Below are 24,647 nucleotides of genomic sequence, written 5' to 3'. Positions count from 1 at the left end.
CTTAATGAGGGTCATCAAAATTTATTTATCCTGCCGTTCCTGCCTTGCTTTCCCTGCAATTGTCTGATCAAGATCACCTTATGTTCCAGAATTCGCCAAGTTGCTTCATCAGTGCCGTGTGGGATCGCCTCGTCGGCATGGTCTCGGATGCCGCCAGCAATGTGCTGACGGGCGTGGTCGAGGCCGTGCGTACCCTCTTCGAGGGCGACCCGGAAACGCGCCGGCAGGTTGCCTTCTCCGTCGCGATGATCGCGCTTTCGGCCAAGATGGCGAAGGCCGATGGCGTCGTCACGACCGCCGAGGTCGATGCGTTCAAGGATATCTTCAAATATCCTGACAATCAGGCGGCCAATGTTGCGCGCCTCTACAACCTCGCGCGCCAGGATGTCGCGGGCTACGAAGCCTATGCCGAGAAGATGAAGGCGCTTTGCGTCTCCTGCGAGAACAATTGCCCCATCCTCGAGGACATCATCGACGGTCTCTTCCATATCGCGAAGGCCGATGGTCTCATCCATGAGAACGAGATGGCCTTCCTGCAGCGCGTCGCCGATATCTTCGGCATGGCCGAGGATCGCTTCGAGCAGATCACGGCGCGTCATGTCCATGTCAGCGGCCGCGACCCCTACAAGGTGCTGGGCGTCAAGCCGAGCGACGATTTCGCCGATATTCGCAAGCGCTACCGCGTGCTTGCTTCGGAGAACCATCCTGATAGGCTGGTGGCGCGTGGCGTGCCGGCCGAGTTCCATCAGATTGCGAACGACCGCATGGCCGCGCTCAACGCTGCCTATGAGGCGATCGAGAAGGAACGCTGCGCTGCATGAGCGCATTCACATGTGACTATGCCGGCGCGGCCCCCGCGCCGTCGCCGAACTTCGGCGAGCGGGCGGGCGGGCGCACCCCTGACATCATCCTCCTGCATTATACGGGCATGGAAACGGCGGAAGGCGCGCTGAAGTGGCTGCGTGCGCCCGAAAGCCAGGTATCCTGCCACTACTTCGTGCATGAGGACGGGCGCATCGAACAGCTCGTGCGCGAGGCCGATCGCGCCTGGCATGCCGGCAAGAGCTTCTGGAAGGGCGAGGTCGATATCAATTCGGCCTCCATCGGCATCGAGATCGTCAATGCCGGCCATCCCGGCGGCCTGCCGGATTTTCCCGAAAAGCAGATCGACGCGGTCGTGGAACTGTGTCTCGATTGTGGCCGAAGGTGGGATATCGCCCCCGAACGGGTGCTCGCGCACAGCGATGTGGCCCCCATCCGCAAGGTGGATCCGGGTGAAAACTTCCCCTGGCAGCGGCTTCACGCGGGCGGGGTCGGGCACTGGGTCGAGCCATCTCCGATCGCCGGCGGCCGCTTCTTCCAGAAGGGGGATGCGGGCCAGCCCGTCGAGGCCTTGCAGACCATGCTGTCGCTCTATGGCTATGCCGTTGAAATCGATGGGATTTACTCGGAAAAGACCGAGGGCGCGGTGGCGGCTTTCCAGCGGCATTTCCGGCCCGCGCGGGTCGACGGAATTGCCGATTTCTCGACCATCGATACGCTCCACAGGCTGCTCTCCGCGCTTCCGCGTCTGGGCGCCTGAAGCCATATCCCTCTCTCCTAATATTACAGAATGTAACGGAAGTTTACCGTTTCGCCACATCCTGACCCGATTGGGGATGTTCTTTCCGCTTGCGTTCGTTGCAGCGCAACATGCGGTCAGGGCCTGATCGCTATCAACAAGGATCAAGACGTTTGCGCGGGATGCGCGGCCTGATCGCCGCGCGTCCAAGGCTCTGCCTTTGCGCCTTTTGGAGACGATAACTCGATGAGAAGACTTTCTGCTGCCTTCAGCGCGGCCTGCCTTTTTGCGTCCGTTTTTTCCGCCGGGATGGCGCATGCGGGGCCGGGCGGCTTTCCGACGGGCGGCAACGAACCCGCTTTCCAGACCTCCGCGAAAGACAAGGCCGACACGGTCAAGAAGGCGAAGAACGAGCGGGCCGACACCGCCAAGCGAGCCGACACCGCCAAGAAGACGCGGAAGGTTTCCGGCAAGCGCAACAAGCAAAGGGCCGGCGCGGGCAAGGGCGACGTCGTCGTCGGTACGCTGAAGACCTATCGCAGCACCGCAGGCTATCCCAAGGCGGAGAACCCGCTGGTCGCCGGCGTCAAGACGGCGGGCTATTCCGGGCTGATCCAGACCTACGCGAAGACCTATGGCGTGCCTGTCGATCTTGCCCATGCCGTTGTTCGCGTCGAGAGCAACTTCAACCCGCGGGCGCGCGGCAGCGCCGGCGAGATCGGCCTCATGCAGATCAAGCCGGCCACGGCGCGCATGATGGGCTATCGCGGCGGCGCCAAGGGGCTCTACGACCCGGAAACGAACATCAAGTTCGGCATGAAGTACCTTGCCATGGCTCATGAACTGGGCGGCGGCACGGTCTGCGGCACGATCCTGAAATACAATGCCGGCCACGGCGCCAAGCGCATGAACCCCGTCTCCAAGCGCTATTGCGGCAAGGTGCAGAGCTACATCGACTGATGGGTGGAAAAGTCCTTTCTCTCCTTGCTGGAATCGGCGCGCCGTCATGCTATGCCTCTGGCAAAGAGTAGGGCAGCACATGGTTCGGCATTTCGATTTCGTGGTGGTGGGAAAAGGCATGATGGGGGCAGCCGCGGCGCGGCACCTCGCCAGGACGGGGGCCACGGTCGCGCTCGTCGGGCGCGGCGAGCCGGCCGACTGGCAAAAGCATGACGGCGTCTTCGCCAGCCACTACGACAGCGGCCGCATCACCCGCACCATCGACAGCGATCCGGACTGGGCTTTGCTCGCCCGACGGTCGATCGCCCGGTACCGGGATATCGAGGCGGAGAGCGGCATCGGCTTCTACAGCGAAGTCGGCTGCCTGATGACAGGCGCATCCGGCGGCAGCTTCGTCCGGTCCGTGGAGGATGTCGCCCGGCGCTATGCGCTGGAGGCTCCCTCGCTGGACCGCGACGCGTTGCGTGTCCGCTTTCCGTGGTTCGCGCTGCCGGAAACATCGGTCGGCGTTTTCGAACCGACGGGCGCGGGGCATATCGATCCGCGCAAGCTTGTCGCCGCCCAGGTCGCATGCTTCGAAAAGGCCGGCGGGGTTTGCATCGAGGATGATGCCGTCGCCGTAACCGACGTCGGCGACCGTGCGTCGGTCAGCCTGAAATCCGGCGGCGCGGTGACCGGCGACCGGGTGCTTGCCGCCGCCGGCGGCTTCTCGCGTGCTCCGGGGCTTCTGCCTGATCGACCCGACCTCGTCGTGCGGGCCCGGACCGTCGTCCTGGCGCAACTGACGCCAGAGCAGGCGCAGACCTATCGCAACATGCCGTCATGGATCGACGAGAGCGGCGACCCGTCCGAACACTTCTATTTCCTGCCGCCCATCACCTATCCCGATGGCAACAGCTATCTGAAGATCGGCGGCGACCCGACCGATATCGAGGTGGAGGAGCAGGACGCCATCGTGGACTGGTTCCGCGGCGAGGGGAATCGTGAGGCCAGCCAGCACCTCAAGGCGCTGTTGATGCGGTTCATCCCGGATCTGGAGCCGGTGCGCATGGTTTCCGCACCCTGCGTCACCACCTTTACGGCGCACGGCTACCCCTATGCCGGTTTCGTCGGGGGCGAGCGCATCGCGCTTCTGACCGGCGGCAACGGGGCGGCGGCGAAGAGTTCCGACGAAATCGGCCGCATCGGCGCCGACATGCTGTTGCGCGGGCGCCTGGACGAGCCGGACTACCAGACCGACTTCGCCGTCCATTTCCGCTAACAAGAAAACCGGTGCGTGCCTGCATCGGAATCGCACGGTGCCTCTGGTGTTTCATGCCGGCATGGGCTAGTCAGCGCCTGCCAGTTGGCCGGGCAGCCGCGCCTTGCAGGGGCCGAAAGGCCGCAGGGTGAGGAAAGTCCGGGCTCCACGGAAACACGGTGCCGGATAACGTCCGGCGGGGGCGACCCCAGGGAAAGTGCCACAGAAAGCAAACCGCCTTCCTTGGAAGGTAAGGGTGAAAGGGTGGGGTAAGAGCCCACCGCGTGCATGGCGACATGGACGGCACGGTAAACCCCACCGGGAGCAAAACCGAATAGGGATGACGCGGAGCGCGCAAGTGCTCCAGCCTGTTTCCGGGCCGGTCATCCGGGTGGGTTGCAAGAGGCCGGGCGCAAGTCCGGTCCCAGATGAATGGCTGCCACGTTCCGGCGAAATCCGGAGCCTTACAGAACCCGGCTTACAGGCCAACTGGCAAATTTTCCCCTGAGGTGATGATGGGCGGGCGTCCCGAATGGGATCGTCCCGCAAATCCATTCACGGTTGTGATTCGCAGTTGGTTTGTCTTCCGTTGCGCCGCCGTATCTCCCACGTCGGACGAAATGTTCGGATTGTAATAATTCGTGATGTTGTGGGGCGGGCCGTCCGGCGTGAGCTGGAGCGAACCTACGAAAATCCGCGCTCTTTCAAATGCCTCCGGGCCGTTTCCTGTTTTGTTCCGAGTCACGCTTTTTAACGTCATGTTAACCCTTCCTCTCTAAGGTTAACAAACTGTTTTTACGTGCGAAAAATTGTCCGCAAGAGCGAGGTTTCCCGGCTGGTGCCAAGGCACGCACCGGCATGCATCCGACGGTCCAAAGAGGGGAAGTGAGGTTCTCTTCCCATTGACGCCCATATGGTCCCATGGTATCCCAAAATCACACTGCACGAGGACGCATGAGCGTCCGATCATCGCAAAGTCTAGTGGCAAACCGGCCGGGGACGGTGCGGCGCGCAAGCGTTGCATCAGGGTTGGTGCATGGGCGTTGTTTTGTGTCGGTAGTGCCGGGGGGCATGCACAGCGTCCCGGCTTTGGAAGCGGCTGTATCGCGTCATGAACCGGTTCCTGTCGAATGCGACAAACAAGATCGATGCCAAGGGGCGGGTTTCCGTGCCTTCGGCCTTTCGTTCCGTTCTGTCGCAGCGAGACATCCGGGATCTGTATTGCTTCCAGGATTTCCTGTTTCCGGCGATCAGCGTCGGCGGGCTGGATCTGCTCGATCGTTTCGAGCGCCAGATCGTCAGCGAGGATGCGTTTTCGCCGTTGGCCAATCAGATGTCGCTCCTCATTCACGGGGGCGGGGTCTTCATGAAGCTCGATTCGGAGGGGCGCCTGCCGGTCACGGATTTCATCCGCGACTATACGGGGATCACCACGGACGTGACCTTTGTCGGTCGGGCGGATCATTTTCAGCTCTGGGCACCGCAGGCATTTCAAGCCACGCAGGCGGCGGCCCGGGAAGAGTTCAGAATGCGAGGTCTGGGCTCGGGGTAAGACGGAGAGACGGGATGGCGGCGGATCTTGGCGGAGGCTCTTTCGAGGCCGATGGCGGACCGGTCCGTCACATCCCGGTTCTTCTTTCCGAAGTGATCCAGGCGCTGGCGCCGAAGCCCGGCCAGACGATCCTCGACGGCACGTTCGGAGCGGGCGGCTATACGTCGGCCATTCTCGCCGAGGGCGCCAACGTCATCGGCCTCGACCGTGATCCGAATGCGATTGCAGGCGGGCAGGAGCTGGTCAAGGCATCCGGCGGGCGCCTCACGCTCATCCATTCGCGCTTTTCCGAACTTGCCGAGCATGCGCCCGCGGGCGGCCTCGACGGCATCGTGCTGGATATCGGCGTTTCCTCCATGCAGATCGACGAAGCCGAGCGCGGTTTCTCCTTCCAGAAGAACGGCCCGCTCGACATGCGCATGTCCGCCTCGGGCGTCTCGGCGGCCGATGTCGTCAACCGCGCGAAGGTCTCGGACCTCATCCGCATCTTTGGTTTTCTCGGCGAGGAGAAGCAGGCGGGGCGCATCGCCCGCGCCATCGAGCGGGAACGGGCCAAGGAGCCCTTCACGACGACGCGCCAGCTCGCCAACCTCATCGAACTGACCACGCCGCGCAAGGCCAAGGACAAGATCCATCCCGCCACGCGCGTTTTCCAGGCGCTGCGCGTCTTCGTCAATGACGAACTGGGCGAGCTCGCCCAGGCGTTGCTGGCGGCCGAGCGCGCGCTGAAGCCGGGCGGGCGGCTGGTCATCGTCAGCTTCCATTCGCTGGAAGACCGGATCGTCAAGAAGTTCTTCCAGGATCGCGCCGGCAAGGCGGCGGGCTCGCGGCATCTGCCCGAGGTCCACGACCGCGCCGCAACCTTCACGCCAGTCGGGCGCCCTATGGTCGCCGCCAGCGACGAGGAAAGCGTGGTCAATCCGCGCGCCCGGTCCGCGAAACTGAGAGCGGGCGAGCGCACCAGCGCCCCTGCCGGGACAGATGACCTGTCCATCTTCAACCTGCCAAACCTTGCCGCCCTCGAAAAGATGGGAAGCTGAGCCATGTTCCGTACCCTCGATGTCGTGATGATCGCGGTGATGACCGCCGCAGCCACCGTCACCTACTCGATCAAGCATCAGGCCGAGAACAAGCGCGAGGAGGTGCGTAAGCTCGATGCCGAGATCAAGCTCGAGGAAGACACGATCGACCTTCTGAAGGCCGACTGGGCGCTGCTGACCCAGCCGAACCGGCTGACGCGGCTCGTGAAGGCCTTCGAGGCCGATCTCAAGCTCGTGCCGACGGAATCGACCCAGCTTGCCCAGCCGAACGAACTGCCCATGCCGACCGCCGAGCTGCCGGCGCTCGAGCCGGAGAAGGACGACAAGGTGGCGAAGTCCAACAAGAATGGTTCCGCTACGGACACAATCCAAACCGGATCGGTGGCACGCTGATGTCGTTTCTCTCCCGCATCATGGACGTCAAGAGCAAGGCGCACTTCAATGCCGGCGGCAACAACAACCGCACGGGTGGGTCGGCCTTCGAGGGCACGCGCAAGCGTACGGGATCGCAGGCCCGCAGCCGCGTCGCGGTCATCATCTGCTGCTTTGGCGTGGCCTATGCGGCCATCGGCGGCCGTCTCGTGCAATACGGCATGGCCTCGTCTGAAACGACCTCCAGCATCGGGCCTGCCGACCACCTGATGGCGTCGCGCCCCGACATCGTCGACCGCAACGGCGAAATCCTCGCGACCGACATCCGCACCGTCTCGCTCTATGCCGAGCCGCACAAGATCGTCGATGCCGACGAGGCCGTCGAAATGCTCGCGACGGTCCTGCCCGATCTCGACCGGCGCGGCATCTACCGCAAGCTCACCTCGAAATCCCGCTTCCAGTGGCTGAAGCGCCAGCTCACGCCCAAGCAGCAGAGCCGTATTCTCGCGCTCGGCATTCCCGGCGTCGGCTTCCGGCCGGAGAAGCGCCGCTTCTATCCGGGCGGTGCCACGGCCTCGCATATCGTCGGCCACGTCAATATCGACAACCGCGGCATTGCCGGCATGGAGCGCTACATCGACAGCCAGGGGCTGGCCGATCTTGCCGCCATCGGCATGACGAGCGACGCCAAGCTGGAGCCGGTGCGCCTGTCCATCGACCTGCGCGTGCAGGCCATCGTGCGCGACGTGGTCAAGGATGGCATGGAGAAGTACAAGGCGCTCGCCGCCGGGGCCGTCGTTCTCGACGTGAACACCGGCGAAGTCCTCGCCATGGCCTCCTATCCCGATTACGACCCCAACAATCCGGCCGAAGGCGCCAAGGAAGGCTGGATGAACCGCATGTCGAACGGCACGTTCGAGATGGGCTCCACCTTCAAGTCCTTCACCACGGCGATGGCGCTCGATTCCGGCAAGGTGAAGATCACCGACAGTTTTGACGCGCGTGCGCCAATCCGTATCGGCGGCTTCACCATCAAGGACTTCCACGGCAAGCACCGGGTGCTCTCGGTTCCGGAAATCTTCCAGTATTCCTCGAATATCGGTACGGCCAAGATGGCCGATGTCGTCGGCATCGAGGCGCACAAGGAATTCCTGACCCGGCTCGGGCTTCTGACGCGCATGGAAACGGAACTGCCCGAGGTCAAGACGCCGAGCCAGCCGCGCGAATGGAAGAAGATCAACTCGATCACCATCTCCTTCGGCCACGGCGTTTCAACAACGCCGCTGCAGACGGCGGTGGCCGGTGCCGCGCTCATCAACGGCGGCAGGCTCATCAATCCGACCTTCCTGCCGCGCACCCGCGAGGAAGCGGATGAGATCGCCAAGGCGGTCATTTCGCAGAAGACCGTGGACAGCATGCGCTACCTCTTCAAGCTCAATGCCAATGACGGCTCGGGCCGCCGGTCGCTCGTGCCGGGCTTCAATGTCGGCGGCAAGACGGGCACGGCCAACAAGGTGGTGAACGGGCGTTATTCCAACACGCAGAACTTCAACGCCTTCCTGTCCGGCTTCCCGATCGACGATCCGAAATATGTCGTGCTGACCTTCATCGACGCGCCGCAGACGGGCGAGGGCGGTGGCCGCACCGCCGGCCTCAACGCCGCGCCGATGGTGGGCGAGATCATTCGCCGTTCCGCCGCTCTTCTCGGTGTAAAGCCGAAATTTGGTGAGGACGGGTCTGCCTTGCTTGTGTCTTATTGAATCGGGAAGACGAGGCGCCGATTCGAGACGGACCGGCGCCAACGAAGATTGCAGAGCGGACAATGAAGATCAGTGACCTCGCCGGAACCGACATCGACACCCTGGGCACCGCCGCCGCGACTGATGTAAGCGGCATTACCAGCGACAGTCGAACGGTGAAGCCCGGCGATCTCTTCGTTGCGCTTTCCGGCAGCAAGGCCGATGGCAGCCGCTTCATTGCCGATGCCGTCGCGCGCGGCGCCGCCGCCGTGGTCGTCGCCGAGGGCACAACCGCCGATGTCCCGGTCCCCGTCTTTCCGGTCGCCGTTCCGCGCCGTTTCCTGGCGCTGGCCGCCGCGCGCTTCTACGGCCGACAGCCGGAAACCATGGTTGCGGTGACCGGCACGGCGGGCAAGACCTCGGTCGCCTCCTTCACGCGTCAGATCTGGGCGCATGCCGGCCATGCCGCCGCGATGATCGGCACGACCGGTGTCGTGGCGCCCGGCCGCAACGATTACGGTTCGCTGACGACGCCCGATCCGGTCTCGCTGCACAAGCTGCTCGCCGAACTTGCCGATGCCGGCGTGACCCATGCGGCGATGGAAGCCTCCAGCCACGGCCTCGACCAGTCGCGCCTCGATGGCGTGACGCTTGCCGCCGGCGGCTTCACCAATCTCGGCCGCGACCACATGGACTACCATCCGACGGTCGAGCACTACATGGCCTCCAAGATGCGGCTGTTCGATGCGCTTTTGAAGACGGGCCAGCCTGCGGTGATCTATGCCGATGACGAGTGGTCGGGCGTGGCGATCGACGCGGCGCGCAAGGCCGGCCTCGACGTGCGCACCGTCGGCCGCAAGGGAGATTTCCTGACGCTCAAGCGCGTCGAGCATTTCCGCCACAAGCAGACCGCCGAAATCCATGCCGGCGACGAGATCCACGAGGTTCACATCCCGCTGGCGGGTGATTTCCAGGTGGCGAATGCGCTGGTCGCGGCCGGTCTCGCCATGTCGACGGGTGTGCCGGCCGCCACCGCGATGGCCGCGCTTGAGAAGCTGGTCGGCGCTGCCGGCCGACTCGAACTGGTTGGCCATGCGAAGAACGGCGCGCTCGCCTATGTCGACTATGCCCACAAACCGGATGCGCTGGAGAATGTGCTGACCTCCGTGCGTCCGTTCACCACCGGCCGCGTCGTCGTGGTGTTCGGCTGCGGCGGCGACCGCGACAAGGGCAAGCGCCCGATCATGGGCGAGATCGCGACGCGGCTTGCCGATGTGGTGATTGTCACCGACGACAATCCGCGTTCCGAGGTTCCGGCCGTTATCCGCTCCGAGATCATGGCGGCGGCGAAGGGCGCGACGGAGATCGCCGACCGCGCGGAGGCGATCCGCAGCGCCGTCGGCATGCTGCAGCCGGGCGACACGCTGATCGTGGCCGGCAAGGGACATGAGGAAGGGCAGACCGTGGGCGCCGTCACGCTTCCCTTCTCCGACCATGCGGAACTGCGCAAGGCGCTGGAGGGCCTCTCCCGGTGAACTGGCTCTGGACCACTCCCGATCTGATCGCGGCCATGCATGGCAGGCCTGTGGGCAACCTGCCGCAAGGTGTCACCGGCATTTCCATCGACAGCCGGGCCATTGCCCAGGGCGAGGCCTTCTTCGCCATCAAGGGCGACCGCGTCGACGGGCATGATTATGCAAGCTTCGCCGTCGCCAACGGCGCGTCCCTGCTCGTGGTCAGCGAAGGCAAGCTGCCTGCGCTCGGGCGTCTCGTCACCCCCATGATCGTGGTGCAGGATGTGCTTCAGGCGCTGGTCGATCTCGGCTGTGCCGCACGTGACCGCACGGCCGCACGGATCATCGCCGTCACCGGTTCCGTCGGCAAGACGACGACGAAGGAAATGCTGCGCCAGGCGCTTTCCCCCTCCGGCAGCGTGCATGCTTCCGTCGCCTCCTTCAACAATCACTGGGGCGTGCCGCTGACGCTTGCCCGCATGCCCGAGAACACCGATTACGGCATTTTCGAAGTCGGCATGAACCATGCCAACGAAATCCGCCCGCTCGTCTCGATGGTGCGCCCGCATATCGCCGTCATCACCACCATCGCGCCGGCCCATCTCGGCAATTTCCGCAACCTTGAGGAGATCGCAGCGGCAAAGGCGGAAATATTCGAAGGGGTGGTGCCCGGCGGGCACGCGATTCTCAACCGCGACAACGCGCAGTTCGGCTTTCTGGAAAAGGCGGCGCGCGCCGTTGGCGTCGCGCATATTCACAGCTTCGGCGCGGCCGCCGATGCCGAGTTCCGGCTGCTCGATTTCATCAGCGGCCCGGAGGGCGGCCTGTTGCGGGCTGCCGTCGGCGGCCAGACGCTGGAAGTGCCGATGGGCGCGCCCGGCCGGCACATTGCCGAGAACGCCGTTGCCGTGCTCGGCGCCGTGCATCTTGCCGGCGGCGATATCGAGAAGGCGATGGCCGGGCTTGCGACGATGCAGCCCGAAAAGGGCCGCGGCCGGCGCTACCAGCTCGCCAAGGACGGCGGGTGGTTCACGCTGATCGACGAAAGCTACAATGCCAATCCGGCGTCCATGGGGGCTGCCATCGCCTTGCTGCGCGATACCGAACCCTATGGCGGCGGCCGGCGCATTGCCGTGCTCGGCGACATGCTGGAAATGGGCGAACATTCGCAGGCCGTTCATGCCGGGCTGGCCGCGCCGCTGCTCGAATCGGGAATAGGGACGGTCTGGCTGGGCGGCCCTGATATGGCGGCGCTGCGCGATGCGCTGCCCGAGGGCATCGAGATCGAATACCGTGAGACTGCGGATGCGCTTGCGCTGCATGCGGTGGACAGCGTGCAGCCGGGCGACGTTCTCGTCGTGAAGTCGTCGAAGGGGACCGGCTTCAGCCGCATCGTTGCGGCGCTGCTTGACAAATATCCGGCATTCTCCGAGAGGGAACGCCAAAGTTGATGTGAGGTTCGGCCGGGCTTTCGCCTGCCGGACCTTCTTTTATGGAATCTGCTTCTCCTGCGCGGTCGGTCACGCCGCGGATCGATCGGGGAACCTGTTGGGGAAAGGGTGACAATGCTCCTTTGGCTCGTCGAGCTGGCGAACACCGTACCGGTGTTCAACCTGTTCCGGTACATCACGTTCCGGACCGGCGCCGCGCTGTTCACCTCCGCCACCATCGTCTTCCTGTTCGGGCCGATGATCATTTCCTCCCTGCGCATCCGCCAGGGCAAGGGCCAGCCGATCCGCGCGGACGGGCCGCAGACGCATTTCAAGAAGGCCGGCACGCCCACCATGGGCGGCCTGATGATCCTTGCCGGGATCGTCGGCAGCGCGCTGCTCTGGGCCGACCTTTCCAACGTCTATGTCGTCGCGACGCTGCTCGTCACGCTCGGCTTCGGCGCCATCGGCTTCTATGACGACTATCTGAAGGTCACCAAGCAGACGGACAAGGGCTTTTCCGGCAAGGCGCGCCTCGGCCTGGAATTCCTGATCGCCGGCATCGCCACCTATTTCATGATGCGCGCCACGCTGTCGGCGGGAACCGCCGGCTCCACCTTCGGCTCGTCCATCACCTTCCCGTTCTTCAAGGACATGCTGGTCAATCTCGGCATCTTCTTCGTGCTGTTCGGCGGCTTCGTCATCGTCGCGGCCGGCAACGCGGTCAACCTGACGGACGGCCTCGATGGTCTTGCGACCGTTCCGGTGATGATCTCGGCGGCGTCCTTCGGCGTCATCGCCTATCTGGCCGGCAACGCGGTGTTTGCGAACTATCTGCAAATCCATTTCGTGCCCGGCACGGGGGAACTCGCCGTCGTGCTCGGTGCGGTCATCGGCGCGGGTCTCGGCTTCCTGTGGTTCAACGCGCCGCCGGCCGCCATCTTCATGGGCGACACCGGCTCGCTGGCGCTGGGCGGCCTGATCGGCACCGTCGCCGTCGCCACCAAGCATGAGATCGTCATGGCCATCATCGGCGGCCTGTTCGTCATGGAAACGCTGTCGGTCATCATCCAGGTCGCTTCGTTCAAGCTGACCGGCAAGCGCGTGTTCCTCATGGCGCCGATCCACCACCATTTCGAAAAGAAGGGCTGGACCGAAAGCCAGGTCGTGGTGCGCTTCTGGATCATCGCGGTCGTGCTGGCCCTTGTCGGCCTCTCGACACTGAAGTTGCGGTAAGAGCCGATGATCCCGGTCACCACCTTCAAGGGAAAGACGGTCGCGCTCTTCGGGCTCGGCGGCTCGGGCCTTGCGACGGCCATGGCGCTCGCCGCCGGCGGGGCCGACGTCGTGGCCTGGGACGACAATCCGGCCAGCGTCGAGAACGCTGCGACAGCTGGCATCGGGACCGGCGACTTGCGCACGCTCGACTGGACACGCGTCGACGCGCTGGTGCTGTCGCCCGGCGTGCCGCTGACCCACCCCAAGCCGCATTGGAGCGCCGATCTGGCGCGCGCGGCAGGAGCGGAGATCGTCGGCGACGTCGAGCTTTTCGCGCGCGAGCGCCGCGCCCATGCGCCCGATTGCCCGTTCATCGCGATCACGGGCACGAACGGCAAATCCACCACCACGGCGCTGATCGCGCATATCCTGAAATCAAGCGGCCGCGACACGCAGCTCGGCGGCAATATCGGAACGGCCGTGCTGACGCTCGATCCGCCGAAGGCCGGGCGCTTCTTCGTGGTCGAGTGCTCGTCCTACCAGATCGACCTTGCGCCGACGCTCGATCCTTCCGCCGGCATCCTGCTCAACCTGACGCCCGATCATCTCGACCGGCACGGCTCCATGCAGCACTATGCCGAGGTCAAGGAACGGCTGGTCGCCGGCAGCCGGACGGCCGTTGTCGGTGTCGACGACAGTCATTGCGCCATGATTGCCGACCGTATCGAGCGGACCGGCACGAAGGTCGTGCGCATTTCCCGGCGCAATGTGCTGGCCGACGGCATCTATGCCGATGGTGCGCGGCTGATTGCGGCGCAGGGCGGGGCGACGCGGGAGATCACCGACCTCTCCGCCATACAGACCCTGCGCGGCAGCCACAACGCGCAGAACGCGGCAGCGGCGATCGCGGCGTGCCTTGCCGTCGGCGTGAGCGAAGACGAGATCCGTGCGGGGCTCACGACCTTTCCGGGGCTGAAGCATCGCATGCAGCCGGTCGGCCGCAAGGGTGACGTGCTCTTCGTCAACGATTCCAAGGCGACCAATGCGGATGCCGCCGCCCCCGCGCTGTCGAGCTTCGAGCGCATCTACTGGATTGCCGGCGGCGTGCCGAAGGAGGGGGGCATCACCACCCTCGGCGGCTTCTTTCCGCGCATCGCCAAGGCCTACCTGATCGGCGAGGCGGCGCCAGCCTTTGCGGCGACGCTCGGCGACCGGGTTCCCTTCGAGATTGCCGGCACGCTGGAGCGTGCCGTCGCGGACGCGGCTGCCGATGCCGGGCAGGATGCAGGCGGCCCCGTTGCCGTTCTGCTGTCCCCGGCTTGCGCAAGCTTCGACCAGTACAAGAACTTTGAAGTCAGAGGCGATGCCTTCGTGAAGCACGTCGCGGCGCTGCCGGGCGTATCCATGCTGGTCGAGGTTTAACGACGATGTCGGGCACCACCTCTCTTCCGTCATCTCCGGGGTCGAACCCGGGGATGAGGGAGGAGAGGGCTGCGGACCCGAAATCCTTCAACGAGGGGATTTGATCATGGTAAGTCGCGCCGAACGTGGTGCATTGGCGGACTGGTTCTGGACGATAGACCGGTTCTTCCTCGCGGCCTTCATCCTTCTGATGGGGCTCGGGTTCATGCTGTCCTTCGCGGCGAGCCCCGCGGTTGCCGAACGCATCGGCCTCGACAGTTTCCACTTCGTCAAGCGACACGCCTTCTTCCTGCTGCCGTCGATCGTCGTGATGTTCGGCATTTCCTTCCTCTCGCCGCGCCAGGTGCGGCGCGCGGCGATGATCCTTCTCGTCGCCTCGCTCGCCGCCATGGTGCTGGCGCTGTTCTTCGGCGTCGAGGTCAAGGGATCGCGGCGCTGGCTCGCCATCGGCAGCCTGTCCGTGCAGCCGTCGGAATTCATGAAGCCGGCCTTCGTCGTCATCTGCGCCTGGCTTTTTTCCGAGCACGCACGCCAGCCGGAAATTCCCGGCAATCTCTTCGCCATCATCCTCTTCGGCATCGTGGCGGCGCTGCTTATCGCCCAGCCGGACCTCGGCCAGACGGTGCTGACGGCGGCGGTCTGGGGCGGCATGTTTTTCATGGCCGGCATGCCGTGGCTGTGGATCATCATTCTCGGCGGTGCTGCCGTCGGCGGCCTTCTCACGGCCTATACGCTCCTGCCGCACGTGGCCGCGCGTATCGACAAGTTCTGGACGGGCGAGGGCGATACGTTTCAGATGGATACGGCGCGCGAGGCCATCATCCGCGGCAACTGGTTCGGCCAGGGGCCGGGCGAGGGCACCGTCAAGCGCATCATCCCCGACAGCCATACCGACTTCATCTTCTCGGTCGCGGCCGAGGAGTTCGGCATCATCTTCTGCATGGTCATCGTGCTGATCTTCGCCTTCGTGGTGATGCGCGGCCTCAATCATGCCTTCAAGGAGCGCAACGATTTCACGCGCTTCGCCGTCGCCGGCCTCGTGCTGCAGATGGGCATCCAGTCGATGATCAACATCGGCGTCAATCTCGAACTCATGCCGGCCAAGGGCATGACCCTGCCGCTGATCTCCTATGGCGGTTCGTCCATGGTGGCGATCTGCGTGACGGCCGGCTTCATCCTGGCGCTGACCCGCCACCGCCCGGAAAAGCGCGCGTCCGAGCGCAGCCTCTTCCGCGGGGGTATCGTGGCGGCGGCCGAATAAGGAACAGGCATGAGCAAAGGCATCGTTCTTCTCGCCGCCGGTGGTACCGGCGGCCATCTTTTTCCCGCAGAAGCGCTGGCCCATGAACTGAAGGCCGGCGGCTGGTCGGTTCATCTCGTGACCGACAGCCGCGCCGAGCGCTTTGCCGGCAAATTCCCCGCCGACGAAATCCACATCGTGCCATCGGCGACGATCGGCTCGAAGAACCCGGTCAGCGTCGCCAAGTCGCTGTTCACGCTGTGGAAGGGCATGCGCGCCGCGCGCCGGCTTCTGGCGCGACTGAAGCCGAAGGTCGTCGTCGGCTTCGGCGGTTACCCCACCGTGCCGCCGCTTCTGGCAGCGACCGGGATGGGCATCCCCTCGATGATCCACGAGCAGAATGCCGTGATGGGCCGCGCCAACAAGGCGCTCGCCAACCGCGTGCGCGCCATTGCAGGCGGCTTCCTGCCGGAGACGGGCGGCCCCTATGCGGCAAAGACCGTGACGACGGGCAATCCGGTACGCCCGGCCGTGCTGGAGGCTGCCGCGGTTCCCTATACGCCCTCGACGGACGGCGAATTCCGGCTCGTCGTGTTCGGCGGAAGCCAGGGCGCGCAGTTCTTCTCCAAGGCCATTCCCTCGGCCATCGCGGCGCTGGAGCCGCAGGACCGCGCGCGGCTGAAGATCACGCAGCAGGCGCGCACTGAGGACAAGGACGAGGTGGTGCGCAGCTATGCCGATCTCGGCATTCCCGCCGATGTCTCGCCCTTCTTCAACGACATGGCGGCGCGCATCGGTGCCGCCCATCTCGTCATCAGCCGGTCCGGCGCCTCCACGGTCTCGGAGCTTTCGGTGGTCGGCCGTCCGTCCATCCTCGTGCCCTATCCCTATGCGCTCGATCACGACCAGGCCGCCAACGCCGCGGCCCTGGCGGGTGCCGGCGGGGCCAAGGTGATCCCGCAGGCGGAGCTTTCGACGGAGCGCCTGGCGCGGATCGTCTCGGGCGCCATGCATGATCCGGCGAAGATGGCCACCATGGCCGCGAGCGCCAGAAATGCAGGAAAACCGGACGCCACGCGCTTGCTCGCTTCCATGGTAGAGGCTATTGCGGGCGGCAAGACGATTGCACAATTCAAGGGAGAACGGCCATGAAGATGCCGCAGAGCATAGGGCTCGTTCATTTCATCGGCATTGGCGGCATCGGCATGAGCGGCATCGCCGAGGTGCTGCACAATCTCGGCCACAAGGTGCAGGGCTCAGACCAGGCAGACAGCGCAAACGTGCAGCGCCTGCGTGAGAAGGGCATCGAGGTCTTCGTCGGCCACAAGGCGGAAAATCTCGGTGAGGCGGAAGTGGTCGTCGTCTCCACCGCCATCAAGAAAAGCAATCCGGAATTGATCGCGGCGCGCGAAAAGCTGCTGCCCGTCGTGCGCCGGGCCGAAATGCTGGCCGAGCTGATGCGCTTCCGCAATGCCATCGCCATCGGCGGCACGCACGGCAAGACGACGACGACCTCGATGGTCGCGACGCTGCTGGAGGCCGGCGGCCTCGACCCGACCGTCATCAATGGCGGCATCATCAACGCCTATGGCACCAATGCCCGCTTGGGCGAGGGCGAGTGGATGGTGGTGGAGGCCGACGAATCGGACGGCACCTTCCTGAAGCTTCCGGCCGATATCGCCATCGTCACCAATATCGACCCCGAACATCTCGACCACTACGGCAATTTCGACGCGGTTCGCGCCGCGTTCCGCCAGTTCGTCGAAAACGTGCCGTTCTATGGCTTCGGCGTGATGTGCCTGGATCATCCCGAAGTGCAGGCCATGGTCAGCCGCATCGAGGACCGCAAGGTCATTACCTATGGCGAAAACCCGCAGGCGGATGTGCGTTTCGGCAATATCCGCATGGACGGTGCGACCTCGGTCTTCGACGTGGAGATCCGCCGCCGCCGCACCGGCCAGGTCATTTCGCTGAAGGACCTGCGTCTGCCGATGCCGGGCCGGCACAATGTTTCGAATGCGACGGCGGCGATTGCGGTCGCGCAGCGTCTCGGCATCTCGCCGGAGCTGATCGCCAAGGGGCTTGCCGGCTTCGGCGGGGTGAAGCGCCGCTTCACCTTCACGGGCAGCTGGAACGGCGTAAACGTTTATGACGACTACGGCCACCACCCCGTCGAGATCAAGGCCGTGCTGCGCGCCGCGCGCGAGGCCTGCGCGGGCCGAATCATCGCCGTGCACCAGCCGCACCGCTACAGCCGTGTTGCGAGCCTCTTCGAAGAGTTCGCAGGCTGCTTCAACGACGCCGACAGCGTGATGATCGCGCCGATCTATGCGGCGGGGGAAGACCCTATCGAGGGCGTGACGGCGGAAGAACTGGTTTCCCGCATCAAGTCGGGCGGGCATCGCGATGCGCGCGTGCTGGCTTCGCCGGATGCGCTGGCCGGTATCGTGGCCGGCATTGCAAAGCCCGGCGATTTCGTGGTTCTCTTGGGGGCTGGCAGCATCACGCATTGGGCGCAGGCGTTGCCGCGGGAATTGGCAGGCATTTCGGGTGAGGTGGCATGAAGCGGGTTGATGGTGCGAAACTTCTGGCGTCGTTGGGTGAAGGCATCAAGGAGGTGCGCGGACGCCTGACACCGGATGCACCGATGGAGCGTGTCACCTGGTTCCGCGCCGGCGGCCTTGCCGAGCTGATGTTCCATCCGCACGATGTCGAGGATCTCGTCACCTTCCTCAGGCTGCTTCCGGAAGAGGTGCCGCTGACGGTGACGGGCGTCGGCTCCAACCTCCTGGTGCGTGACGGCGGCATTCCCGGCGTCGTGATCCGCCTTTCGGCCAAGGGCTTCGGCGATGTCGAGCTGGCCGGCGAAAACCGCATCAAGGCCGGTGCCATCTGCCCGGACAAGAACATCGCGGCCATGGCGCTCGACCACAACATCGCGGGTTTCGAATTCTACTATGGCATTCCAGGCTCCATCGGCGGCGCGCTGCGCATGAATGCGGGCGCCAATGGCGGGGAGACCAAGGATCTCGTCGTCGAGGTTCACGCCGTCGACCGCAAGGGCAACCAGCACGTGCTGTCCAACGCCGACATGGGCTACAGCTACCGCAAGTCGTCCGCATCTGGTGATCTCATCTTCACCCATGCCGTCTTCCAGGGGCAGGCGGGCGAAAAGGACGAGATCCGCGCGAAGATGGACGCCGTGCGCCAGCACCGCGAGACCGTCCAGCCGATTCGCGAGAAGACCGGCGGCTCCACCTTCAAGAACCCCGAAGGCCATTCGGCCTGGAAGCTGATCGACGAGGCGGGATGCCGTGGCCTGATGATCGGTGGCGCGCAGATGTCGCCGATGCACTGCAACTTCATGATCAATACCGGGCAGGCGACGGGCTACGAGCTGGAATATCTCGGCGAGACCGTGCGCAGCCGCGTGTTGGAGCATTCCGGCGTCATGCTGCAATGGGAAATCAAGCGCCTCGGCAACTTCATGCCCGGTTACGAGGTGAAGGAATTCCTCGGCCGCGCCACGGCCTGAAACCCTCTTCCTGAACGGATTGCGCGCATATAGTGATCGCGTGTGTCGCATTTTACCCGTTCAGCTTGCGTTCATGCGCAATTTCCGAGATCTTTAGCCCTGCGTGGTGATCGCGCGGAGTGATTCCGGATTTTCGGAAATGGGACAGGGGGTCCTCATGTTCAAGAAGCTTTCAGCCGAGTTTCTCGGCACGTTCTGGCTCGTCTTCGGCGGTTGCGGCAGCGCGGTGCTGGCTGCCGCTTTCCCGGAGGTGGGCATCGGCCTGCTCGGCGTGGCCTTCGCCTTCGGCCTGACGGTGCTGACCATGGCCTATACCGTCGGGGGCATTTCCGGCGGGCATTTCAATCCGGCCGTCTCCGTGGGGCTCACGGTCGCCGGCAAGTTCCCGGTATCGAGCCTCGTGCCCTACATCGTGGCGCAGGTCGTGGGTGCGGTGGCGGCTGCGGCGGTGCTCTACCTCGTGGCGTCAGGCAAGGCCGGCTTCACGGCGGGTGGTTTTGCATCGAACGGTTACGGCGAGCTGTCGCCCGGCGGCTATTCGCTGACGGCGGCGCTGGTCATCGAGGTGGTGCTGACGGCGTTCTTCCTCCTCATCATCCTCGGCTCGACCCACGGCCGTGCCCCGGTAGGCTTTGCGCCGATTGCCATCGGTCTCGGCCTGACGCTGATCCACCTCGTTTCCATTCCGGTCACCAACACCTCGGTCAACCCGGCGCGTTCCACGGGTGTCGCGCTCTTTGCCGAGACGGCGGCGCTGTCGCAGCTCTGGCTGTTCTGGGTGGCGCCGATCCTCGGCGCGGTCATCGGTGCGGTGATCTGGAAGGTCGTCGGCGAGACCGATTGATCCGCAGACATAAGAAACCCGCCGCGTTCGACGCGGCGGGTTTTCGATTCAGGCCCTGCGAGAGGGTCGGGTCAGACTTCTTCCTTGCCCGAGAGCAGGATGCAGGCCAGCGTGATCGCGGCGGAAATGCCGAGATAGTAGCCGACATGGGTCATGCCGTAATTGGCCTGGAGCCAGGTGGCGATGTAGGGCGCGAGCGATGCGCCGAAGATGCCTGCGAAATTGAACGTGATCGACGAGCCCGTATAGCGCACCTTGGTGGGGAAGGGTGCGGCAAGCGCCGTGCCGATCAGGCCGTAGGTCATGCCCATCAGCGCCATCGCGAAGATCACGAAGATGAAGATGCCCTGTTCGCCGCTGGTCATCAGGCCCGGCAGGAAGAACGAGAAGACGCCGATCAGGATGGTCGTGAGGATGAGCACCTCGCGGCGGCCGAACCGTTCCGCCAGCTTGCCGGCGACCGGAATGAACAGGCCGAAGAGCACGGAGCCCAGGATCTGCACCTCAAGCGCCTCGAGGAACGGGATGTTCAGGACCTTGACGTTGTAGGACAGCAGGTAAGCCGAGCCGATATAGAACAGCACGAAGGTGGCCAGCGCCACGAAGGTGCCGAGCACGAGGCTGCGCTTGTGGTTGCGGAAGAGTTCCATGACGGGAACTTCGACGCGTTCCTGCTTGTCGATCGCCTTCTGGAAGGCAGGCGTTTCCGTGATCGACAGGCGAACCCAAAGGCCGACGACGATCAGCAGGATCGACGCGACGAACGGGATGCGCCAGCCCCAGGCGAGCAACGCTTCCTGCGACATGAAATGCAGCAGCAGCCAGAACACGCCCGACGACAGGAAGAGCCCGATGGGCGCGCCGAGCTGCGGGAACATGCCGTACCAGCTGCGCTTGCCCGGAGGGGCGTTTTCGGTCGCGAGCAGCACCGCGCCGCCCCATTCGCCGCCAAGCCCGAAGCCCTGGCCGAACCGGCACAATGCCAGCAACAGCGGGGCCAGCACGCCGATCGTCTCGTAGGTCGGCAGGAGGCCGATGATAACGGTCGATACGCCCATCGTCAGAAGGGCGGCGACGAGCGTGGTCTTGCGGCCGATGCGGTCGCCGTAGTGTCCGAAGACGATGGCGCCGAAGGGGCGGGCGAAGAAGGCGATCGAGAAGGTCGCAAAGGACGCCAGAAGGGCCGTCGTCGGATCGCTGTTCGGGAAGAACAGCGTCGGGAAGACCAGAACTGCGGCGGTGGCGTAAACGTAGAAATCGAAGAATTCGATGGTCGTTCCGACCAGGCTTGCAAATAGAACACGCGCTGGAGAATTGAGGCCGGCGCGGTTGGACTGCGTTGCGGTCGGCGACCCTGTGTGGAGTGTTTCACTCATTGGGGGTGCCTTTTTAATGTTTTTTCTTGCCGTCGTGGGAGGCAGCGGGGCGTTCCTACGCCACGTGGCCGGCCGATGAAACAATAAAAATGCGTCCGGCATCAAAGAATCATACTTTTCTTTCCTTCGCCGCGATGCCCGCATTTACCAAGGCGTTGGGCCCGATGACGTCATGCTCACACCCGAAGCCGCGGGCACTCTGTCGTGCGGTTTTTCTTGCATGGTGAGCAAGGCTCTGATTCTTGAGAGAGAATCGTAGCGTGGCTTGATTCGGGACAGGAAAATTTGATCCACGGTGCGTCCGGTTAACGAAAGTAAACGCTTCATTAACCTTAATGGCGCTCTAGTGGTCCTCACGCGACTCGCCGAAGCGGACCCTGACGAAATCAGGTCCACGCAAGCAGCGCGGAGCAGAATGCGGAATTCAGTTGGGGGTTCTATGAGCGTAAAGCATGTCGCGATGCTGATGGGTGGTTTTTCGTCGGAACGGCCGGTGAGCCTTTCGTCGGGCAACGCCTGCGCCGACGCGCTTGAGGCCGAGGGCTACAAGGTCACGCGCGTCGATGTCGGTCACGACGTCGCAACCGTTCTTGCCGAGCTGAAGCCGGATGTCGCCTTCAACGCGCTGCACGGGCCGTTCGGAGAGGACGGCACCATCCAGGGTCTGCTCGAGTTCCTGCAGATCCCCTATACCCATTCCGGCGTGCTTGCCTCCGCGCTCGCCATGGACAAGGCGCAAGCCAAGATCGTCGCCAAGGCCGCCGGCATTCCGGTCGCCGAGCAGCGGCTGATGAACCGTTTCGATTTCACCTCCGCGCATCCGCTGACGCCGCCCTATGTGGTGAAGCCCGTGCGCGAGGGCTCGTCCTTCGGCGTCGTCATGGTCAAGGAAGACCAGTCGCATCCGCCGCAGATCATCACCTCGGAAGAATGGCGCTATGGCGATGCAGTCATGGTCGAGCGCTATGTCTACGGTCGTGAGCTGACCTGCGGTGTCATGGGCGATGTCGCGCTCGGGGTCACGGAAGTGGTGCCGCAGGGCCACGCCTTCTACGACTATGATTCGAAATACGTGAAAGGTGGCTCGAAACACATCATTCCGGCGCAGATTTCACCGAATATTTACCAAAAAGTACAAACACTCGCACTCAAGGCGCATCAAGCGATCGGGTGCCGTGGCGTCAGCCGTTCCGACTTCCGCTACGACGACCGTTTTTCAGAGAATGGCGAGCTTATCTGGCTGGAGATCAACACCCAGCCCGGCATGACCCCCACCTCCCTGGTGCCTGAAATGGCCGTCCATGCCGGCCACTCTTTTGGTGAATTCTTGAGTTGGATGGTGGAGGACGCGTCGTGTTTGCGTTGAGCGCCAAGAAGAGCAGGGTGCGCCCCGTCGGTCTTCCGGAAACGGAAGGCGGTCGTGTGCTGCCACGCCCGCTGCGCCGTATCGTGCGTTTCCTCGTCAGCCTTGCGGCTGGCCGCATCCATATTCCCCGCCACACCGGCAGCATCGCCACCGCACTGTTTCTCGGCGCGACCGGCTTCTACGGCATGTCGCTCGGCGGTCACTCGCAGGATTTCGCCCAGGCCTCGACGACGGCGATCGGCTTTGCCATCGAGGACGTGAAGGTTTCCGGCAATCGCGAGACCTCGGAAATCGATATCCTGGAGCGCCTCGGGCTGGACGGCACGACCTCGCTCGTCGCGCTCGACGTCAAGGATGCGCGCAAGAAGCTCAGCGAACTGCCCTGGGTCGAGGACGTCGCGGTCCGCAAGGTGTATCCGGGCACGATCGAGATCACGCTGAAGGAGCGCGAGGCTTTCGGCATCTGGCAGCATGGCAGCGATCTGTCGCTGATCGAGAAGAACGGCAGCGTGATCGCGCCGCTTCGCGACAACAAGTTTTCCACGCTGCCGCTGTTCGTCGGCCGCGATGCCGAGACGGCCGCCGCCGGCTTTTCCGACGAGTTCGACAACTGGCCGGAGATCAAGTCGCGCGTGAAGGCCTACATCCGCGTCGCCGGCCGCCGCTGGGACCTGCGTCTCGACAACGGCATCGTCGTGAAGCTGCCGGAGCACAACGTGCCCCGCGCCATGGATACGCTCGCCACGCTGGAAGCGGAGGAAAGCATCCTGGAACGCGATATCGCGGCTGTCGATCTGAGGCTTGAGGACCGCACGACGGTGCGTCTGACGGAAGGGGCGCTCGAACGTCGTAACAAGATGGTCGAGCAGAGGACAAAGGACCTGAAGAAGGCAGCGAAGCGCACATGAGCATTTTCGGTTCGTCCCATTTCGGCCTGCCGCGCTTGAAGCCGCTTTCCTCGAAGCGGGCTCACGTCGTTTCGGTCCTCGATATCGGCTCCACCAAGGTGGTCTGCATGATCGGCCGGCTGACGCCGCGCGCCGAGAGCGAGATCCTGCCGCGCCGCACCCACAATGTCGAAATCATCGGCATCGGCCACCAGAAGTCGCGCGGCGTGAAGAACGGCGTGATCGGCGATCTGGATGCGGCTGAAAGCGTGGTCCGCCTTGCCGTCGACGCGGCCGAGCGGATGGCCGGCCTCACCATCGAGAGCCTGATCGTCAACGTGTCCGCCGGCCGCCTGCAGAGCGACGTCTACACCGCGACCATCGACCTCGGCGGCCAGGAAGTCGACGCCAACGACCTGCGCAAGGTGCTTGCCGTTGCCGGCCACCAGTCGCTGCGCCAGGACCGCGCCATCCTCCATTCGCTGCCGACCGGCTTCTCGCTGGACGGCGAGCGCGGCATCCGCGATCCGCTCTCCATGTTCGGCGACGTTCTGGGCGTCGACATGCATGTTCTGACGGCCGAGCGTTCGGCGCTGAAGAACCTCGAACTCTGCGTCAACCGCGCCCACCTTTCCGTCGAGGGCATGGTGGCGACGCCCTATGCGAGCGGCCTTTCGGCGCTTGTCGACGACGAAGTCGAACTCGGCTGCGCCTGCATCGACATGGGCGGCGGCACGACGACGATCTCGGTCTTTGCCGAAGGCAAGCTCGTCCATTCCGACGCGGTCTCGCTCGGCGGCCACCACGTCACCACCGATCTCGCACGGGGCCTTTCGACCCGTATCGAGGATGCGGAGCGCCTGAAGGTCGTGCATGGCTCGGCCCTGCCGAATGCCGGCGACGAGCGTGACATCATCACCGTTCCGCCGATCGGCGAGGACGACCGCGACCAGCCGACCCATGTGCCGAAGTCGTTGATTTCGCGGATCGTGCGCGCCCGGATCGAGGAGACGCTCGAACTCATCCGCGACCGCATCCAGCGCTCGGGCTTCTCGCCGATCGTCGGCAAGCGGATCGTGCTGACGGGCGGCGCAAGCCAGCTGACGGGCCTGCCCGAAGCGGCGCGCCGCATCCTGGCCCGCAACGTGCGCATCGGCCGTCCGCTCGGTGTCTCCGGCCTGCCGACGGCAGCCAAGGGACCGGCCTTTTCGACGGCGGTGGGTCTGATGATCTACCCGCAGGTCGCGGAACTGGAAGAACACGCTGTGCAGGGCGGCATGCTCTCGCAGCTGACGGGGGGTAATGGCCGCATCGCCCGCATGGGACAGTGGCTGAAGGAAAGTTTCTGACG

At 64.3% G+C, this 24,647-nt stretch carries 21 protein-coding genes and 1 other RNA gene; 21 read left to right on the top strand and 1 reads right to left on the bottom strand.

Annotated elements, in window-relative coordinates:
• Nucleotides 1–80 precede the first annotated feature (80 nt).
• The 18 genes from B5M41_RS08610 (at nt 81) to aqpZ (ending at nt 19,667) form a co-directional block, all read left to right on the top strand.
• Complete coding sequence (locus tag B5M41_RS08610; RefSeq protein WP_134649585.1) at nt 81–821, top strand: J domain-containing protein; 741 nt, start codon at nt 81–83, stop codon at nt 819–821.
• Nucleotides 818–1,582: an N-acetylmuramoyl-L-alanine amidase gene (locus tag B5M41_RS08605; protein WP_134649584.1), complete on the top strand. Its 765-nt coding sequence runs from the start codon at nt 818–820 to the stop codon at nt 1,580–1,582. Before B5M41_RS08610 ends, B5M41_RS08605 begins: the two co-directional genes overlap by 4 nt.
• Nucleotides 1,583–1,870: 288 nt before the next feature.
• Complete coding sequence (locus tag B5M41_RS27020) at nt 1,871–2,521, top strand: lytic transglycosylase domain-containing protein (protein ID WP_413713164.1); 651 nt, start codon at nt 1,871–1,873, stop codon at nt 2,519–2,521.
• 79 nt (nt 2,522–2,600) lie between these two features.
• The gene (locus B5M41_RS08595) at nt 2,601–3,782 is read left to right on the top strand and encodes an NAD(P)/FAD-dependent oxidoreductase (RefSeq protein WP_134649583.1); all 1,182 of its coding nucleotides are present in this window, start codon (nt 2,601–2,603) and stop codon (nt 3,780–3,782) included.
• 80 nt (nt 3,783–3,862) lie between these two features.
• An RNA gene (gene rnpB / locus B5M41_RS08590) (RNase P RNA component class A) lies at nt 3,863–4,258 on the top strand.
• Nucleotides 4,259–4,872: 614 nt separating this feature from the next.
• Nucleotides 4,873–5,313, top strand: coding sequence for a division/cell wall cluster transcriptional repressor MraZ (mraZ, locus tag B5M41_RS08585; RefSeq protein ID WP_134649582.1), 441 nt, complete (start codon nt 4,873–4,875; stop codon nt 5,311–5,313).
• A gap of 14 nt (nt 5,314–5,327) precedes the next feature.
• On the top strand, nt 5,328–6,353 hold the full coding sequence (gene rsmH, locus B5M41_RS08580) for a 16S rRNA (cytosine(1402)-N(4))-methyltransferase RsmH (protein ID WP_134649581.1): 1,026 nt from the start codon (nt 5,328–5,330) through the stop codon (nt 6,351–6,353).
• A 3-nt stretch (nt 6,354–6,356) separates the two neighbouring features.
• Entirely contained in the window at nt 6,357–6,746 is a 390-nt protein-coding gene (gene ftsL, locus B5M41_RS08575) for a cell division protein FtsL (protein WP_134649580.1), read from the top strand.
• On the top strand, nt 6,746–8,485 hold the full coding sequence (locus tag B5M41_RS08570) for a peptidoglycan D,D-transpeptidase FtsI family protein (RefSeq protein WP_134649579.1): 1,740 nt from the start codon (nt 6,746–6,748) through the stop codon (nt 8,483–8,485). The genes ftsL and B5M41_RS08570 overlap by 1 nt, the downstream gene beginning before the upstream one ends.
• A gap of 62 nt (nt 8,486–8,547) precedes the next feature.
• Nucleotides 8,548–9,999, top strand: a complete 1,452-nt coding sequence (locus B5M41_RS08565) for a UDP-N-acetylmuramoyl-L-alanyl-D-glutamate--2,6-diaminopimelate ligase (RefSeq protein ID WP_134649578.1) — start codon at nt 8,548–8,550, stop codon at nt 9,997–9,999.
• Entirely contained in the window at nt 9,996–11,429 is a 1,434-nt protein-coding gene (locus B5M41_RS08560; protein ID WP_134649577.1) for a UDP-N-acetylmuramoylalanyl-D-glutamyl-2,6-diaminopimelate--D-alanyl-D-alanine ligase, read from the top strand. Before B5M41_RS08565 ends, B5M41_RS08560 begins: the two co-directional genes overlap by 4 nt.
• Before the next feature lie 114 nt (nt 11,430–11,543).
• Nucleotides 11,544–12,644 (top strand): phospho-N-acetylmuramoyl-pentapeptide-transferase, encoded by a 1,101-nt coding sequence (gene mraY, locus B5M41_RS08555; protein ID WP_134649576.1) that lies wholly within the window; start codon nt 11,544–11,546, stop codon nt 12,642–12,644.
• A 6-nt stretch (nt 12,645–12,650) separates the two neighbouring features.
• Nucleotides 12,651–14,048 (top strand): UDP-N-acetylmuramoyl-L-alanine--D-glutamate ligase, encoded by a 1,398-nt coding sequence (gene murD, locus B5M41_RS08550; protein WP_134649575.1) that lies wholly within the window; start codon nt 12,651–12,653, stop codon nt 14,046–14,048.
• A 106-nt stretch (nt 14,049–14,154) separates the two neighbouring features.
• Nucleotides 14,155–15,309 (top strand): putative lipid II flippase FtsW, encoded by a 1,155-nt coding sequence (ftsW, locus tag B5M41_RS08545; protein ID WP_134649574.1) that lies wholly within the window; start codon nt 14,155–14,157, stop codon nt 15,307–15,309.
• 9 nt (nt 15,310–15,318) lie between these two features.
• Entirely contained in the window at nt 15,319–16,440 is a 1,122-nt protein-coding gene (gene murG / locus B5M41_RS08540; RefSeq protein WP_134649573.1) for an undecaprenyldiphospho-muramoylpentapeptide beta-N-acetylglucosaminyltransferase, read from the top strand.
• On the top strand, nt 16,437–17,852 hold the full coding sequence (gene murC, locus B5M41_RS08535; protein ID WP_134649572.1) for a UDP-N-acetylmuramate--L-alanine ligase: 1,416 nt from the start codon (nt 16,437–16,439) through the stop codon (nt 17,850–17,852). The genes murG and murC overlap by 4 nt, the downstream gene beginning before the upstream one ends.
• Nucleotides 17,849–18,823 carry a UDP-N-acetylmuramate dehydrogenase gene (gene murB / locus B5M41_RS08530; RefSeq protein ID WP_134649571.1) on the top strand — a complete coding sequence of 325 codons (975 nt, stop codon included), beginning with the start codon at nt 17,849–17,851 and terminating at the stop codon, nt 18,821–18,823. The genes murC and murB overlap by 4 nt, the downstream gene beginning before the upstream one ends.
• Before the next feature lie 157 nt (nt 18,824–18,980).
• The gene (aqpZ, locus tag B5M41_RS08525) at nt 18,981–19,667 is read left to right on the top strand and encodes an aquaporin Z (protein WP_134649570.1); all 687 of its coding nucleotides are present in this window, start codon (nt 18,981–18,983) and stop codon (nt 19,665–19,667) included.
• A gap of 71 nt (nt 19,668–19,738) precedes the next feature.
• Here aqpZ and B5M41_RS08520 read toward each other — a convergent pair whose 3' ends face one another.
• Nucleotides 19,739–21,043 carry an MFS transporter gene (locus B5M41_RS08520; RefSeq protein WP_134649569.1) on the bottom strand — a complete coding sequence of 435 codons (1,305 nt, stop codon included), beginning with the start codon at nt 21,041–21,043 and terminating at the stop codon, nt 19,739–19,741.
• A 439-nt stretch (nt 21,044–21,482) separates the two neighbouring features.
• Here B5M41_RS08520 and B5M41_RS08515 point away from each other — a divergent pair, with 439 nt between their 5' ends.
• From B5M41_RS08515 to ftsA, 3 genes are read left to right on the top strand one after another with little or no spacing between them, the layout of a single operon-like run.
• Nucleotides 21,483–22,409, top strand: a complete 927-nt coding sequence (locus tag B5M41_RS08515; RefSeq protein ID WP_134649568.1) for a D-alanine--D-alanine ligase — start codon at nt 21,483–21,485, stop codon at nt 22,407–22,409.
• The gene (locus B5M41_RS08510) at nt 22,397–23,317 is read left to right on the top strand and encodes a cell division protein FtsQ/DivIB (RefSeq protein WP_134649567.1); all 921 of its coding nucleotides are present in this window, start codon (nt 22,397–22,399) and stop codon (nt 23,315–23,317) included. The genes B5M41_RS08515 and B5M41_RS08510 overlap by 13 nt, the downstream gene beginning before the upstream one ends.
• Complete coding sequence (ftsA, locus tag B5M41_RS08505; RefSeq protein WP_134649566.1) at nt 23,314–24,645, top strand: cell division protein FtsA; 1,332 nt, start codon at nt 23,314–23,316, stop codon at nt 24,643–24,645. Before B5M41_RS08510 ends, ftsA begins: the two co-directional genes overlap by 4 nt.
• The last annotated feature ends 2 nt before the right edge of the window (nt 24,646–24,647 follow it).

It is taken from the genome of Shinella sumterensis (genome assembly GCF_004514425.2).
In the GTDB taxonomy this organism is placed as follows: domain Bacteria; phylum Pseudomonadota; class Alphaproteobacteria; order Rhizobiales; family Rhizobiaceae; genus Shinella; species Shinella sumterensis.
This window is presented reverse-complemented; position numbering and strand designations above follow the sequence as displayed.

Bases quoted from the DNA above. Each gene is read 5' to 3' on its own strand.
- rsmH (WP_134649581.1), top strand. From the start codon at position 5,328: ATGGCGGCGGATCTTGGCGGAGGCTCTTTCGAGGCCGATGGCGGACCG.
- B5M41_RS08515 (WP_134649568.1), top strand. From the start codon at position 21,483: ATGAGCGTAAAGCATGTCGCGATGCTGATGGGTGGTTTTTCGTCGGAA.
- murC (WP_134649572.1), top strand. From the start codon at position 16,437: ATGAAGATGCCGCAGAGCATAGGGCTCGTTCATTTCATCGGCATTGGC.
- B5M41_RS27020 (WP_413713164.1), top strand. From the start codon at position 1,871: ATGGCGCATGCGGGGCCGGGCGGCTTTCCGACGGGCGGCAACGAACCC.
- B5M41_RS08595 (WP_134649583.1), top strand. From the start codon at position 2,601: ATGGTTCGGCATTTCGATTTCGTGGTGGTGGGAAAAGGCATGATGGGG.
- mraZ (WP_134649582.1), top strand. From the start codon at position 4,873: ATGAACCGGTTCCTGTCGAATGCGACAAACAAGATCGATGCCAAGGGG.
- ftsW (WP_134649574.1), top strand. From the start codon at position 14,155: ATGGTAAGTCGCGCCGAACGTGGTGCATTGGCGGACTGGTTCTGGACG.
- B5M41_RS08605 (WP_134649584.1), top strand. From the start codon at position 818: ATGAGCGCATTCACATGTGACTATGCCGGCGCGGCCCCCGCGCCGTCG.
- aqpZ (WP_134649570.1), top strand. From the start codon at position 18,981: ATGTTCAAGAAGCTTTCAGCCGAGTTTCTCGGCACGTTCTGGCTCGTC.
- ftsL (WP_134649580.1), top strand. From the start codon at position 6,357: ATGTTCCGTACCCTCGATGTCGTGATGATCGCGGTGATGACCGCCGCA.
- ftsA (WP_134649566.1), top strand. From the start codon at position 23,314: ATGAGCATTTTCGGTTCGTCCCATTTCGGCCTGCCGCGCTTGAAGCCG.
- murD (WP_134649575.1), top strand. From the start codon at position 12,651: ATGATCCCGGTCACCACCTTCAAGGGAAAGACGGTCGCGCTCTTCGGG.
- B5M41_RS08565 (WP_134649578.1), top strand. From the start codon at position 8,548: ATGAAGATCAGTGACCTCGCCGGAACCGACATCGACACCCTGGGCACC.
- B5M41_RS08570 (WP_134649579.1), top strand. From the start codon at position 6,746: ATGTCGTTTCTCTCCCGCATCATGGACGTCAAGAGCAAGGCGCACTTC.
- murB (WP_134649571.1), top strand. From the start codon at position 17,849: ATGAAGCGGGTTGATGGTGCGAAACTTCTGGCGTCGTTGGGTGAAGGC.
- B5M41_RS08610 (WP_134649585.1), top strand. From the start codon at position 81: ATGTTCCAGAATTCGCCAAGTTGCTTCATCAGTGCCGTGTGGGATCGC.
- B5M41_RS08520 (WP_134649569.1), bottom strand. From the start codon at position 21,043: ATGAGTGAAACACTCCACACAGGGTCGCCGACCGCAACGCAGTCCAAC.
- mraY (WP_134649576.1), top strand. From the start codon at position 11,544: ATGCTCCTTTGGCTCGTCGAGCTGGCGAACACCGTACCGGTGTTCAAC.
- murG (WP_134649573.1), top strand. From the start codon at position 15,319: ATGAGCAAAGGCATCGTTCTTCTCGCCGCCGGTGGTACCGGCGGCCAT.